Here is a 12,977-nt window from a genome sequence, read left to right on the forward strand (position 1 = left end):
GCCCGAGGACACTCATGCATCCATGACGGCAAGCACGGATGCAGTGGCAAACCATGCATGCGCCTTCGCAGGGTCGGCTTCACAGCCCTGGGGCGCAGGCTTGCCACGTGGTGCCGTCGTCGTCATTTGGACGCCGGGCCACCGCAGCGCCTTCGTCGACGGCGTGTGCGAGCATGCCGGCACGACGCGCTGCGACAAGCTCTATATCCCAGCCATGCATGAAGCCGCGGCGCTGCCGTTCGTGCTCATGCTGCATGGCGGCAACCAGAGCCCTGAGGACTTCGCCGCCGGCACGGGGATGAACGCCAGGGCTGGTGAGCAAGGATTTTTCGTGCTCTACCCGAGCAAGCTATTGCATCAAGGAGCGATACATGCAGCGTTCACTACCGAACAGACGCCACGTTTCGAGGGGCTTACGTTCTTGACCAGCGTTTCCTGGCACTGCCCATGCGAGCGCTTGGGTCAATTCTCAACATACTTCTTGAAGCGAGATGAACATGAACTACAAAGAGCGCGATACCTATGGCATGTACAAAGACCGGCCGAATGGCGGGGGCGTGGGTGCCCTGCATGAAGGCGGTCACAACGGCCTGATGGGCGCCGACACACTGATCGGCACCGATGTGCACAACGAGCAGGCGGAGAACTTGGGCGAGATCAAGGAAATCATGCTGGACATGCGCAGTGGCCGCATTGAATATGCGGTGCTATCGTTCGGCGGCTTTCTTGGCATGGGCGAGAAGTTGTTCGCCGTGCCCTGGAGTGCGTTGAAACTTGACGCTGACCACAAATATTTCGTGTTGAATGTCGACAAGGAACGCCTCAAAAACGCCCCGGGTTTCGCCCAGGACAACTGGCCCAATATGATGGATCCAACCTGGACTACTGGCATTCACAATTACTACGGCACCAAGTCCGACACGGCTCGTGTCCTGTAAGGGCGCCCGCTAGGCGCCACGGGGTATCCCGAACGCCACTCAGGGTGAGGGCGAAGCTTCGCCTTCACCCACGAGAGACTGATTGAATTTTTCGCGTCCCTGGTCAAAGACACGGGCAAGACAATCTTGCTGATTCTGGACAACCTGGTGGGGGTGCTTACGGAAGGATTCGCATGCGCGTGATTGAGCGCTCGTCGGCGTTCAAGCGCGATGGATGCAGACCTCCGGCCAGTGCCGATCGCAAAAAACTCTGCTTCCGTATGGTCTTCCTCCGGATCAATTCAGCAGGGCCATCAGGCGTCCAAGGGCGTCGTCGATGACTTCCTGCGGCGCGCGTTCAACCTTGCGGGCCTTGCGGGCGGCCAGGTCGAGCATGCGGCTCTTGTTCACTAGGGCGACGCCTTGGGTCTTGCAGCCGGTTCCGGTCAGCGACACGGCAAAGCCGGCGTAGCGGGCGAAGTCGCCACCCTGGGTGATGGGCGCGATCAGCACGTCGCCGAGTTTGTTGAACTCCTTCGTCGTCAGGACCAGCGCCCGTCGCGTGCCGCGCTGCGCATGGCAGATGGCCGGGTCCAGCGGCACGGTCACGATGTCGCCTCGGTCGAAAACAGCCATCAGAGAACCTCGCCGCCCACGGGTTTCGCCACATCCCACAGCGCCAAGTCGGCCGGCGGCGGCGCCTTCAGGTCGCACTGCGCGATCATGTCGGTCAGGTTGAACTTGCGCTTGGGCGTCAGGACAATCTTGCCATCGGCCGTGGTGTGCAGCGAAAGGTGCTGCCCCACGCCGATGCTCAGATCTTTCAGGACGGGCGGCGGCATCACCAGCGCGGTGCTATTGCCCATCTTCTTCAGCACAACTTCCATTCACGGCTCCGGTTCAACATTGTTGTACGCACTCTAAAGCGTCTTGCCTCGCAGGTCAAACAATGTTTGACCTGCGGCCGCACCACGGAACATCGCTTCCAGCGTGGGAATAACCTGTGATCTTCCGCGTAACGAACTCGCTGCAGCGAAGAAATTTATAGACAAGGCAGGGCGGTATGCTGGTCAGGATCACGAACCAGCCTGGGTCAGAATCCGTTCAATTAGCCAGTTTGGTACAAAAGGTTTCATCACGCGTCGTCCTCAGATCAACCTATGGCGTACAGGAGGGGCGCTGAGACCTTGCCCTGTTGACACCAGTTAAGCAGCTTCACGGCACCCACCGAGGAGTGATATTTTCCGGCCGGCGAAATTTGGAGTGGTTATACTTTCAATATTAGGTTACAACCAGAGATCTGAAATCAATCGCCTAGCGCAAGCCCCCAGCAAACCCGGCCTTCGGCAAGTGCAAGGGCCGTTGCGGTCGCATATCTGAGCCAGCGTGCCGTCTTGATCCATGCAAAGAGAGTCCCGCATCACCGTATCGGTCGTTTCCCACGGGCAACAAGATATGGTATCGCGCGTTCTAGAGCAGCTTGCAGGTTTGAAAAATGCGGACATCAAGACCGTGGTGATCACTCACAATTTGGCTTATGAAGATCTGCCGAAACCGCCAAATGCGAGCTTTGCTCTCATCCAGATTCACAACCCCAAACCTCTGGGGTTTGCCGCCAACCACAATCAGGCGTTCCAGCATTGCCAGACTCCTTGGTATGCCGTATTAAATCCTGATCTGGAGTTCACATTTGGTGATCCTTTCCCAGCATTGCTTGCTGCAGGCGAGGCTGATCCCAAACTTGGCATGCTGGCTCCGCTCTTGATTCAGCCCGACACAAGAGAAGCAGAACCGAACAGAGGCATGGTGACGCCATTTGAAGTCATCCGCCGCAGGCTCCCTGGGTGTAAGTCGCCTGACAAACCAACTTGGCTTGTTGGTGCTTTTCTTTTTATTCGTCGGGAAATCTTTGATGCAGTCAATGGTTTTGATGAGCGTTATCGGCTGTATTGCGAGGATGTTGATTTAAGTCTCCGAATTCTAAAGGCTGGGATGAATATCGACAGAATTATTGATGCCCAAGTAATTCATCTCACACAACGCAAGAGTCAGCGTAGGCCACTGCATCTTCTTTGGCACTTATCTAGCATATTGAGGCTTTGGATGACTTGGGGATTCCATGGAAAATATGATATTTTACCCAATTTAATCGAAACAAGGAAACGAAAAATCCCGTGATCTCCATCGCTGGCTCAGCTGCTTTCTTCGGCGCCACTTTCGCGCAGAAATTGTTCATTTGAACGAATATTTTCAAAATGATATTTAATCCAATTGATCATCCAAGTTGCTTCGAGAAACCGAAATATATTTCGGGGCACAGTGCTTGGGTAGAACATATCCCCTTCGCTTTCGCGATCATTTCATTACTACGCCCAAAGATTTTTGTTGAGCTTGGGTCGCATTATGGTGACTCATACTGCGCATTCTGTCAAGCTGTAGAAGATCTAAAATTGCCGACAGCCTGTTACGCCGTGGATACATGGCAGGGCGATGAGCACTCCAGAATATATGGCCCAGAGGTGCTGCATACCTTACGGCAACATCATGATGCCGAGTATCGCAGTTTTTCAAGTCTCATCCAATCGACCTTTGATGATGCTACACACCATTTTCAGGACGGAAGCATTGATCTTTTACACATTGATGGGCTGCACACCTATGACGCTGTTAAGCATGATTTCGAAAATTGGCTGCCGAAAATTAGCCGGGCTGGAGTAGTCCTATTTCACGATACCAATGTCAGAGAACGTGATTTTGGTGTTTGGCGTTTGTGGAGTGAACTTAAGGAAAATTACCCCAATTATGAATTTCTTCATGGGCATGGCCTGGGAGTATTGGCAGTTGGTGATAAAATTCCAGTGCAATTAAAAAATCTATTAGAAACTGAAGGAGATGCTAAGCAAGCTATCTCACGATTGTTCTCCAAGCTTGGGGCATCGATAGCACAAGACATGTGTCGCAATAGCCACATTTCTGCACTCTCTCAGTCAGTGGCCGAGCGCGACGGACAGATCGCCAGCCTCAAGCAAGCCGTAGCCGAGCTCGAAGGAGAGATAGCGAATCTTAACCAAGTTGTGGTCGAACGCGACGCGCAGATTGTGAATCTCAGTCAAGCCGTTGCCGGGCGCGAAGGGCAGGTCACTGCGCTGGCCGCTGTAAGCGAGGAGATGCTAAGCTGGCAGATCACTAAACCTCTGCGTTACATTGGCCATCAGCTTAAAAAAATTGGACATGTTTGGCGGATAAGTCTCGGCTTGATCCAACGCAGGGGAGCGGCAAGTACAGCAATTAAGGCTATTAAAGTATTGCGCAGCGAAGGGCTGGCTGGGGTTAAACAGCGGATAGTCCAAGTACAACACCGCCCTTCAAATGACTTTGCAAGTCATGAAAATTCGGAAGGTATTAGTGTGCATAATCTAATAAATTCACATTTTGCAGCCCTCACGCCGCTGAGGATATATTCGCTCCCACCGACGCAGCAGATTCGCCGCGTAAATGTAGTAACCGATAGCGTCGGCAGTAGCAGTTTATTCGGCGGGGTTGGGACCGCTCTGATATTTGCGGCGCTTCTTGCCAACAAGTTGGATGCAAAATTACGAATCGTCACGCGCACTGAACCTGCACAGCCAGCGAATATCGACGGCATTCTGGCACTCTATGGCATTAAACTGGAGCAAGAAATCCAGTTCAAATTCGCTGCCCTTTATGATCAAAAGTATGAGATCGATGTTGCTAAAGACGATTTGTTCATCACTACCTCTTGGTGGACTACTGCCGCAACTTTGCGCAGTGTTTCGCATAAATCTATCATTTATTTATTGCAAGAAGATGAGCGTATGTTTTATCCATTTGGCGATGATCGATTTCAGTGCGAATCTATATTGAGCAACCGTAGTATCCGATTTTTGATCAATACAAAATTATTGTTCGACCACTTAGTGAAAAGCGGTCTAGATAACATCGAAGTACAGGGTAAGTGGTTTGAGCCGGCATTTCCAGCTAAGGTTTTTTATCCCCGAAAAAAAGCCCAGGGGGAAAAACGAAAATTCTTTTTTTATGCGAGGCCGAATAATCTGCGAAACCTTTTTTATCTGGGTATTGAGGTTATTGAGCAGGCGATCACGCAGCAGGTTCTGGATCTTGATCAATGGGAAATTATTCTGGTCGGCAAGGATATACCAAACGTGTCTTTTTGTAATGGATACGTGCCGACAAAAATGGAAAATCTCCCTTGGTCAGCATATGCAGAGTTTGTTGGCACTGTCGACATCGGCTTGAGTCTGATGTACACGCCGCACCCCAGTTATCCCCCTTTGGATCTGGCAGCAAGTGGAGCAATAGTAGTTACCAATCGCTTTGCCAATAAGCGTGATTTGAGCATGTATTCGCCAAATATGATTTGTGTGGAAATGGATAAGGACTCATTGGTCGAAGGATTAAGGAAGGCAGTGATCATTGCAATGGATTCTCATCTGCGAGAGCAAAATTATCGCAACAATAAAATTTTCACCGATTGGCATAGTTCATTCGCCGATATCATAAAAGAATTATCGGGGGTAGTATAATGTTTTTGCTGGATATGCCAGCAGTGCCGTTTACTGATCCATGGGTCTTGCCACTGCATCAACGACTGAAAGAACTTGCACGTGGCAAGCTCCGTGTCGCCTATTTTTACGAGACCGCGAATAATAGTACCTTTCGTTATCGCGCCTACAACATGGTACAAGTACTAAATGATGAAACCGATCGCGCTGTATCAGCGAGCTACTTCTTTCTAGATGATTTGCACCGAATCGATGAAATCGCAGACCAGGCCAACTTGCTCGTGATCTGCAGATCACGTTACTGCCATCGGATAAACCAGTTGGTGGCAAAATTTAAAATCCAGGGCAAACGGGTTTTATTTGATATAGACGACTTTGTTTTCAACCCTAGTTATGCTCATCTCATCATGGATACGCTAGACCAAGATGTGGATAATTCTGCGCTATGGGATTATTGGTTCGCTTATACCAGCCGCATGGGCGAGGCGTTGCGCCTGTGTGATAGTGCAATCACAACTAACGACTATCTTGCAACCAGAATCGCAGAGTACTCGGGTATGCCTGTTAGCGTGGTGCCCAACTTTATTAACAAGGAACAACTGGCCTTGTCCGAATCTATTTTTAGATCAAAAAAATCAACTAAGTTCGCGCGGGATGGTAGAATTTGTATTGGATATTTCAGTGGCTCGCCCTCCCATAATTTGGATTATGCAATCATCACGACGGCATTGGAGGAAGTTATGGACAATGATCCGCGAGTTGATCTTATGATTGCTGGATATATCGAGTCTGGGGTTTTTCTGAATCGTTTTGGCCCCAGAGTTAAATATCAGCCATTCCAGGATTATATAAATTTGCAGCAGTCGATTGGTAGGGTCGAATTTAATCTAATGCCATTACAGTCGAATGTTTTCACCAACTGTAAATCCGAACTCAAATATTTTGAAGCTGCAATCGTCGGTACCTTAAGCATTGCTTCGCCCGCACACACCTATGCCGCAGCAATTCGAGATGGTGAGAATGGCTATATTGCGCAAGCGCATCAATGGGCTTCTGTTATCCAACGGGCAATCGAAAATATTGGGGCCTACCAAGATATGGCTACAACTGCGCATGACGATGCACAATTAAAGTACGCTTTTTATAATCAGCGTGAAAAAATAATAAAGGCGCTTGATCTGGAGAGACGCTAACTTATTAGGAAAGCACGACACATGATCAGGATAGGCCATTGCAAAACAATTGGCTGCTGCGCGTGAGATGTTCTGAAATTGAATGCATTAATGCTTGTCTAGAATAAAATAATTAATTGTTTGGGATTTGGAATTAATAAAATGCCCTCTGGTTTATCATATTTGTGATATATTGTGGGCGGAATCAATAGCCAAGTGAACACCCGACCGGTAAGGTGCTGCGGTGGGAACATACTGCGAATAACTAGCCCTTGAGGAGCGAGTTATGATCAGATCTTCTGAGATCGCGGGCGCCCGAGTTTGTAAATAGTCAGCCCCACAAAATTCGAAACCTCTCTCCCGTTTTTCCATGGCATCGAATGTCTCCCCCTAGCTGTCCATGCCAGGATCGCGGCAACCGAGGATCGAATTCTTCTTTTCTCGATAATGGGGCATAATTGATGTGTTTTTTGGATGGCATTTTGCATAGGTCGACCGTTCAAATTCTCGGTATATGGCCAATATTTTTGCGATTATCGTAACTTTCAACCCAGACCTTGAGCGTTTGAATATCGTACTGTCTTCATTGTGTCGCCAAGTCGACCGAATTGTGGCCGTTGACAATGGCTCAGCAAACACCAAGGAGCTGACCGCGCTCATGATGATGCGACCGAACGCAGCACTACTCTCGTTGGGGCGGAATCTTGGCATTGGTGCAGCCTTGAACCATGGCATGCGCGAGGCGCGCGCTGCTGGCTGTGACACAGTTCTGTTGATGGATCAGGACAGTATTCCTTCTGCCAGCATGGTATCGGACCTTTCCCGCGGTCTGCGACATTTGTGCGCACGCGGTGAAAAAGTAGCGGCCATTGGCCCGCGATTTATCGACCGAGAGAGTGGAAGCCTCTCGCATCATGTGATCTTTGCAGGTTGGCGTGTGGGGCGAATCGATTGCCATGCGCCCGAGCAGCCCGTTGAGGTGGACTTTCTGATCACCTCCGGCTCACTCATTCCTCTCGATGTAGTGAATACTGTCGGGCCGTTCGATGAGGGATTGTTCATTGACCACGTGGACACAGAGTGGGTGCTACGCGCGCAGACAAAGGGTTACCGCGTCTTTGGTGATTGCACCGCAGTAATGGAGCATGATCTTGGCGAATGGCGGCGGCGCATCTGGCTGGGACGTTGGCGCGAGGTGCCAATCCACAAGCCGTTTCGCTATTACTACATCTTCCGCAACAGCATTTGGTTGAGGCAACAACCTCAAGCTTCAGCTGAATGGAAGCGCGTAGACGCTACGCGCTTGATGCAAATTTTCGGGTTCATGGCCCTGTTTCATCCACAGCGACTGACTGTTATCAGGATGATCCTGCGCGGCTTGTGCGATGGGCTTCGAGGAAATATGGGAAAAGACAGTGGCGAACAATAATTATCTCATTCGCCACAGTTTCGTAGAATCTGAAGCAAGATGAGATGTCGCAATTTATCTCGTCGCGAAGCGGTTGCGCTTTGTACCTAAACCCTGGTTGCTTTTTGTTTTTTCCATTGGATTCAAAAGTATGCAGCGAAACTGCTAGCCAATGGGCGTCCAGTTGCGGGTGTATCGTGACCAGCGCGCCGGGTTGCGCTCGCGTGCGGCGGTGTACAACCGGTGTCGTGCAGCCAAGATGGCGGTTTCGTGCCGGCATGGCGTTGCCCGGGGCTGACGTAACGCAGGCCGCTATGACGATGGGCGTCGCTGACCCGCGGGCGCGAGTATGACGGCCTGACGCCTAACCGGTTCAGCATGGCCAGCATGGCGGTGGCCTTGAGCGTGGCACCGTTATCACCATGCAGGATCGGCGCTGGTGACGCGCGCCGGCAGCGATACCCTCGGCCAAAGCCGTGCGGCGCACCAGATGGGCGGTGTAATCGGCGTCGTCGCGCTCGTGTACCACTCAGCCGACGACCTTGCGGCTGTACAGGTCGAGGATCAGGTACCGGTAGTACCAGCACCCGGCGACCTCGGCAGGCAGGTAGGTCATATCCCAGCACTAAACCTGCCCCGGCACCGAGGCGATGTGCGTGCTCGGCGGCCGGTTTTTGGCCGGCGCTCGGGCGCGGCCGTAGGGGGCAATCGAGGGTCAGCGGTTTTCCCGCAATTCGGTTTTGCGCCGCACGAATGCCTGGTTGGCCGCGCGCTTGCGCAAGGGTTGCGGCGGGCGCGGGTTCATGTGCTTGTCGTAGGCGCTCACCACTTCGTCGACTTTGCCGAACATGCGCACCTTGCCGCGCTCCATCCACAGCACCTTGTTGCAGGTCTTGCGGATGGCCTCGCTGGAGTGGATGGCCAGCACCACGATCTCGGCCCTGGCGTGCAGGTCCTGCAGGCGCTTGTTGGCCTTGTCCTGGAAGCTGGCGTCGCCCACGCCCAGCACTTCGTCGAGCAGCAGAATGTCGGCCTCCACGGCGGTGGAGATGGCAAAGGCCAGGCGTACGCGCATGCCGCTGGAGTAGGTGCGCATGGGCAGGTCGAGGTAGTCGCCGAGTTCGGTGAAGGCGGCGATTTCCTCGGTTTTGCGCTTGATCTCGGCGTCGTTCATGCCGAGCAGTAAACCGCGCAGGCGGATGTTCTGGCGGCCGGTGGACTGGTCGTCCATGCCCAGGCTGATGTCCAGCAGCGGCACGGCCTTGCCTTGCACGGCCACCGTGCCCGCGGTGGGCGGGTAGATGCCGGCCATGACGCGCAGCAGGGTGCTCTTGCCCGCGCCGTTGTGGCCGATGAGGCCGAGGCGGTCGCCGCTTTCAAGATGCAGGCTCAAGTCGTCGATGGCGCGCACCACCACCACGCCGGTGTTGTCCTCGGCGATGCGGTTGCGCCTTCCCATGCGCATGACGCGCTTCTTGAGCGATAGGGCGGAAACGTCGAAGATCGGCAGGTCCAGGTGGACGTTCTGCAGGGTGATGCTGGTGAGCATGGGAAGTGTCCGGTTACGGCGCGCCGCCATCAGGTTTTGGGAACGTAACGCACGCCTTCGAGGCTTTCGAAAAGCGTGTCCCGCGTTCGCAACGCGGCGCCGCCCAGCCGTGCGGCGGCATAGACGAATGCTGCCTGCCATGGGCAGTTTGAAACGCAGGCTCAGATCGGCGGCGGCCAGCGCCATGTCGGCGTCCAGATTCACCTGGGTGCCTTGCTGCATGCTTCATGCGCTGCAGGGTTCGCAGGCAATGCGGGTGTCGATGCCGCGCAAGGTCCGGGGAATGGTGACGGTGTCCATGATGGGGAGCCGCAGGTGATCGAGCGCGCGATTGTAGGCCGTCACCGCGATCGATCGGGTTCAAACCCAGTACGGAATCCGCTTGTGATAGCGCCCGGTCATCACCAGCGCCAGCAGCCAGCCCAGCAGCGCCATGCCGATGGCGATTTCCCAGGTGTGGGCGGGGGGCACTTCCCCGACCAGCGGCTGGCGCACGATGTCGATGAGGTAGGCCAGCGGGTTGTACTCCACGATCCACCGGTGCTTGCCGGCCAGCATGCCGCCGTGGAACAGGATGGGCGTGACGTAGAACGCCACCTGCAGCAGGGCCGAGATGATTTGCGGCAGATCGCGGAAGCGGGCCGAAATCAACCCGGCCACGGCGCCCATCCAGACCGCGTTGAGCAGATACAGCGCGAGCCCGGGAATGAACAGCGGCAGGGTGGCCCAGCTTTTGACGCCAAAAATCAGCAACACGGCAAACACGATGATGAAGTTGTGGGCGAAGATCACCGCGTTGCGCCAAGCGACCTGCAGGATATAGATCAAGCGTGGGGTATGGACCTGCCGGATATAGCTGGCACTGTTGATATAGGCGGTACTGCCCTCGTTGACAATGCTCGAAAACAACCCCCACATCACGATGCCGATGGCGAGCATTGGCAGGTAGTCGGTTAGTTTTTGGCCAAACAGAGAGCCATACACAACGCCCATCGTGCCTACCAGCACACCCATGCTGATGGTGAGCCAGAACGGCCCGAGCTTGGAGCGGGCATAGCGCTGGCGGATTTCGAGCCAGCCCAGCAGGCTCCACAAGCGCCAGGACTTCAAACTGGCCATTAGGTCGATCGAGGCGGTGCGCAGGGCTTGCATCGTTGTGTGGGGACGGTTGTGTCAGGGAAGGGATCTGGGCGGGGAAACAGTCGAGCGCCGCAACGCGCTGGATCGCAGGAGGTGCGCCGATTGAACCGGCGCCGATGGAGATGTCCAGGCTATCCGGATTGGGCTGCGGAGACCCACACGGTGGCATCAATGCAAGGTGGGCCGGTGCATCACACCAAAACGTTCTGCCAATGCGCCGAGCCGCTTATCCAAGGTCCACAACTCGGCTCCCGGCGTCATGAGGGTGGAAGCAAGCAGCAGCAGGTCGACCAAACCACAGCCTAAACCGAACAGGCGTTGGCTTTCAATAAAGTCCATGGCCTCCCGAACGCTGGTCTGCTGGGTCTGTTGCAAAACGATGAGATCGGACAGCGTTTGCATCCGGTCGGGTGGCGTTCCGCACGCGATTTCGCCAACGATCAGCGGATGCGCCATCACAAGGTCGAGTTCAAGCAGGTCAACCAGCGCATCGTTGTGTTGGCGGAAGTGATCGATCCACACCGAGGTATCGACGAGAACGCCTTTCATCGTGAAGCATTCTCACGGCGGCGGGGAATCGCCCGCATTTCCGGCATGGTTGCGCCAAGGGCGGCAAGTCGTTTCGCGGCTTGAACGCGCACAAAGGTCTTGATGGCTTCGCGGAATAGATCGGCCTTGTCCATTGCCGGATCGGCAACTTCCAGTGCCTTCTCGTACAGGGCGTCATCAATCGTTACGGTCGTTCTCATGAATGCCTCGCGTCATCAATTTTGATGCTATTGTGATTCAAATTTGATGTTTTTGCGAATCAGGCTCAGGCTTTCAACACCGGAGTTGGAGGCGTGGTGTCGTGCATGGCGGAAAGGGCGGGCGTGCGCTTCAGCGCAGCAGCCGGCGGTAGGCCACGACGTAGGCCAGCGCGAACAGCAGGCACCAACTCGCCAGGATTGCCGTGCTGTTCCACCACAGCACGGCCGGGACGATGCTGAAGGCGGCCAGGCTCCACAGGTAGGGCGCGGTGTAGGCGTTCAGGGTGGTGCGGTGATGGCCGGGGTCGTCGAGTTGCAGGGCGTGCGTGATGCGCCGGTACACGAGATGGTGCAGGTGCAGGCTGTCGGCGCGCATGCCCGGCCTGCCGCGCAGCATGCGCCTGCGCCACAGCGAAAACAGCAGTTCCCAGGTCGGGTACATCAGTACCAGCAGGGCGAACCACGGCGAGACCTGTGGGTGGCGCTGCACCAGCAGCGCGGCGAGCACGGCCACGGCGAAACCCAGCAGATAGGCGCCCGTGTCGCCGAGGAAGATCTGGCCCCGCGGCCAGTTCCAGAACAGGAAGCCCAGCAGCGCGCCGAACCCGACGCCGGCCAGGGCCATGATCTGCGCGTCGTTGACCTTGAACGCGACGTAGGCGATGGCGGCGAGGATCATCGCCCCGACGGTGCCGGCCAGGCCGTGGAAACCGTCGATCATGTTCACCGCGTGCGGCATCGCGCCGATGGCGATGGTGGCGGCCACCCAGCCCAGCCAGGGCCAGTGCTGCAGGGCCGCGTCCACGCCGGGCAGGTCCAGCCGCGTCACGCTCACGCCGCACAGCCAGACGGCCAGCGCCGCCGACAGCAGCGTGGCTGCCGCGCGCAGCAGCGGCGCGAGATGCCGCCGCAGGTCTTCCCACACCCCCACGGCCAGCAGCGGCAGCGCCGCCAGGCCGATACGGACGTTGAAAGGCTCGGGCGAATACCCGGCGGCGCCGATCAGCATCACCCCCGCCACCCAGCCCAGCACCACCGCCATGCCGCCGGTGCGGGGTGTGGGGTGGCGATGCTTTTTCTGGGATTCGCCGCGCGTTTCGTCCAGCCCGAAACGATGGCGCCTGGCCAGCACGATGAGCGCCAGGCAGGCCAGCCAGCACAGGAAGGCGGCGAGGGCGATGGCTTGACGGATCATGGCGCGCGGCGGGAAGTTGGGCGGGACGGCGGGCGCGGGGCGCGTTCAGTCCTGCTGGATCTCGATCTTGACCTCCAGCACTTCGAGCGAATCCTGGCGCTCCAGCCGGACCTGGATGTCGTTCTGGTTGATCTTGACGTATTTGGAGATGACCGCCACCAGATCGCGCTGCAGCGCCGGCAGGTAGTCGGCCGGGGCGCCGGCGGCGCGTTCGTGGGCGAGGATGATCTGCAGCCGCTCCTTGGCGATGGTGGCGGTTTTCTTTTTCTCGCCGAGCAGGAAGGACAGGATGGACATGGCGCT

Annotated in this window: 15 protein-coding genes and 1 pseudogene; 6 read left to right on the forward strand and 10 right to left on the reverse strand. The window is 55.5% G+C overall.

Annotated features, from left to right (window positions below; genetic code table 11):
- Positions 1-79 precede the first annotated feature (79 nt).
- Positions 80-322: a hypothetical protein gene (locus THIARS_RS18950; protein WP_245846005.1), complete on the reverse strand. Its 243-nt coding sequence runs from the start codon at positions 320-322 to the stop codon at positions 80-82.
- Here THIARS_RS18950 and THIARS_RS18955 point away from each other — a divergent pair.
- The gene (locus THIARS_RS18955) at positions 248-574 is read left to right on the forward strand and encodes a PHB depolymerase family esterase (RefSeq protein ID WP_245845991.1); all 327 of its coding nucleotides are present in this window, start codon (positions 248-250) and stop codon (positions 572-574) included. The two genes, THIARS_RS18950 and THIARS_RS18955, sit on opposite strands and share 75 nt — an antisense overlap.
- Positions 498-938 carry a PRC-barrel domain-containing protein gene (locus tag THIARS_RS12390; protein WP_094161211.1) on the forward strand — a complete coding sequence of 147 codons (441 nt, stop codon included), beginning with the start codon at positions 498-500 and terminating at the stop codon, positions 936-938. The genes THIARS_RS18955 and THIARS_RS12390 overlap by 77 nt, the downstream gene beginning before the upstream one ends.
- 276 nt (positions 939-1,214) lie before the next feature.
- Here THIARS_RS12390 and THIARS_RS12395 read toward each other — a convergent pair whose 3' ends face one another.
- Positions 1,215-1,553 carry a type II toxin-antitoxin system ChpB family toxin gene (locus THIARS_RS12395; RefSeq protein ID WP_094161212.1) on the reverse strand — a complete coding sequence of 113 codons (339 nt, stop codon included), beginning with the start codon at positions 1,551-1,553 and terminating at the stop codon, positions 1,215-1,217.
- Complete coding sequence (locus tag THIARS_RS12400) at positions 1,553-1,804, reverse strand: AbrB/MazE/SpoVT family DNA-binding domain-containing protein (protein ID WP_094161213.1); 252 nt, start codon at positions 1,802-1,804, stop codon at positions 1,553-1,555. The genes THIARS_RS12395 and THIARS_RS12400 overlap by 1 nt, the downstream gene beginning before the upstream one ends.
- 514 nt (positions 1,805-2,318) lie before the next feature.
- Between THIARS_RS12400 and THIARS_RS18300 the strand changes: the two genes are divergently transcribed.
- The 4 genes from THIARS_RS18300 to THIARS_RS12420 all read left to right on the forward strand — a co-directional run bounded on the left by THIARS_RS18300 (position 2,319) and on the right by THIARS_RS12420 (position 8,062).
- On the forward strand, positions 2,319-3,095 hold the full coding sequence (locus tag THIARS_RS18300) for a glycosyltransferase (RefSeq protein WP_141202409.1): 777 nt from the start codon (positions 2,319-2,321) through the stop codon (positions 3,093-3,095).
- 77 nt (positions 3,096-3,172) lie between these two features.
- The gene (locus THIARS_RS18805) at positions 3,173-5,482 is read left to right on the forward strand and encodes a rhamnosyltransferase WsaF family glycosyltransferase (RefSeq protein ID WP_222423074.1); all 2,310 of its coding nucleotides are present in this window, start codon (positions 3,173-3,175) and stop codon (positions 5,480-5,482) included.
- The gene (locus THIARS_RS12415; protein ID WP_094161214.1) at positions 5,482-6,654 is read left to right on the forward strand and encodes a glycosyltransferase family protein; all 1,173 of its coding nucleotides are present in this window, start codon (positions 5,482-5,484) and stop codon (positions 6,652-6,654) included. The genes THIARS_RS18805 and THIARS_RS12415 overlap by 1 nt, the downstream gene beginning before the upstream one ends.
- 493 nt (positions 6,655-7,147) lie before the next feature.
- Positions 7,148-8,062, forward strand: coding sequence for a glycosyltransferase family 2 protein (locus THIARS_RS12420; protein WP_094161215.1), 915 nt, complete (start codon positions 7,148-7,150; stop codon positions 8,060-8,062).
- A 147-nt stretch (positions 8,063-8,209) separates the two neighbouring features.
- Here the strand turns inward: THIARS_RS12420 and THIARS_RS18960 are convergent.
- The 7 genes and pseudogenes from THIARS_RS18960 to minE form a co-directional block, all read right to left on the reverse strand.
- A pseudogene (locus THIARS_RS18960) lies at positions 8,210-8,738 on the reverse strand (DDE-type integrase/transposase/recombinase); the annotation flags it as partial.
- 18 nt (positions 8,739-8,756) lie between these two features.
- A complete protein-coding gene (locus THIARS_RS12425) occupies positions 8,757-9,590 on the reverse strand; it encodes an ABC transporter ATP-binding protein (protein ID WP_094162114.1) in 834 nt (277 codons plus the stop codon).
- A gap of 360 nt (positions 9,591-9,950) precedes the next feature.
- Positions 9,951-10,742, reverse strand: a complete 792-nt coding sequence (locus tag THIARS_RS12430; protein WP_094161216.1) for an ABC transporter permease — start codon at positions 10,740-10,742, stop codon at positions 9,951-9,953.
- A gap of 156 nt (positions 10,743-10,898) precedes the next feature.
- A complete protein-coding gene (locus THIARS_RS12435) occupies positions 10,899-11,279 on the reverse strand; it encodes a type II toxin-antitoxin system VapC family toxin (protein WP_094161217.1) in 381 nt (126 codons plus the stop codon).
- Complete coding sequence (locus THIARS_RS12440; RefSeq protein ID WP_094161218.1) at positions 11,276-11,479, reverse strand: type II toxin-antitoxin system VapB family antitoxin; 204 nt, start codon at positions 11,477-11,479, stop codon at positions 11,276-11,278. Before THIARS_RS12440 ends, THIARS_RS12435 begins: the two co-directional genes overlap by 4 nt.
- A 130-nt stretch (positions 11,480-11,609) precedes the next feature.
- Positions 11,610-12,674, reverse strand: coding sequence for a glycosyltransferase family 4 protein (locus tag THIARS_RS12445; RefSeq protein WP_245845907.1), 1,065 nt, complete (start codon positions 12,672-12,674; stop codon positions 11,610-11,612).
- 45 nt (positions 12,675-12,719) lie between these two features.
- On the reverse strand, positions 12,720-12,971 hold the full coding sequence (minE, locus tag THIARS_RS12450; RefSeq protein WP_094162116.1) for a cell division topological specificity factor MinE: 252 nt from the start codon (positions 12,969-12,971) through the stop codon (positions 12,720-12,722).
- Positions 12,972-12,977: the final 6 nt, after the last annotated feature.

It is taken from the genome of Thiomonas delicata (assembly GCF_900088825.1).
GTDB lineage: Bacteria > Pseudomonadota > Gammaproteobacteria > Burkholderiales > Burkholderiaceae_C > Thiomonas_A > Thiomonas_A delicata.

What these genes read in the sequence shown, in the direction of transcription:
- THIARS_RS12440 (WP_094161218.1), bottom strand. Translation starts at nt 11,479, where the DNA reads ATGAGAACGACCGTAACGATTGATGACGCCCTGTACGAGAAGGCACTG.
- THIARS_RS12395 (WP_094161212.1), bottom strand. Translation starts at nt 1,553, where the DNA reads ATGGCTGTTTTCGACCGAGGCGACATCGTGACCGTGCCGCTGGACCCG.
- THIARS_RS12420 (WP_094161215.1), top strand. Translation starts at nt 7,148, where the DNA reads ATGGCCAATATTTTTGCGATTATCGTAACTTTCAACCCAGACCTTGAG.
- THIARS_RS12430 (WP_094161216.1), bottom strand. Translation starts at nt 10,742, where the DNA reads ATGCAAGCCCTGCGCACCGCCTCGATCGACCTAATGGCCAGTTTGAAG.
- THIARS_RS12400 (WP_094161213.1), bottom strand. Translation starts at nt 1,804, where the DNA reads ATGGAAGTTGTGCTGAAGAAGATGGGCAATAGCACCGCGCTGGTGATG.
- THIARS_RS12445 (WP_245845907.1), bottom strand. Translation starts at nt 12,674, where the DNA reads ATGATCCGTCAAGCCATCGCCCTCGCCGCCTTCCTGTGCTGGCTGGCC.
- minE (WP_094162116.1), bottom strand. Translation starts at nt 12,971, where the DNA reads ATGTCCATCCTGTCCTTCCTGCTCGGCGAGAAAAAGAAAACCGCCACC.
- THIARS_RS18955 (WP_245845991.1), top strand. Translation starts at nt 248, where the DNA reads ATGCTGCATGGCGGCAACCAGAGCCCTGAGGACTTCGCCGCCGGCACG.
- THIARS_RS12415 (WP_094161214.1), top strand. Translation starts at nt 5,482, where the DNA reads ATGTTTTTGCTGGATATGCCAGCAGTGCCGTTTACTGATCCATGGGTC.
- THIARS_RS18300 (WP_141202409.1), top strand. Translation starts at nt 2,319, where the DNA reads ATGCAAAGAGAGTCCCGCATCACCGTATCGGTCGTTTCCCACGGGCAA.
- THIARS_RS12390 (WP_094161211.1), top strand. Translation starts at nt 498, where the DNA reads ATGAACTACAAAGAGCGCGATACCTATGGCATGTACAAAGACCGGCCG.
- THIARS_RS12435 (WP_094161217.1), bottom strand. Translation starts at nt 11,279, where the DNA reads ATGAAAGGCGTTCTCGTCGATACCTCGGTGTGGATCGATCACTTCCGC.
- THIARS_RS12425 (WP_094162114.1), bottom strand. Translation starts at nt 9,590, where the DNA reads ATGCTCACCAGCATCACCCTGCAGAACGTCCACCTGGACCTGCCGATC.
- THIARS_RS18805 (WP_222423074.1), top strand. Translation starts at nt 3,173, where the DNA reads ATGATATTTAATCCAATTGATCATCCAAGTTGCTTCGAGAAACCGAAA.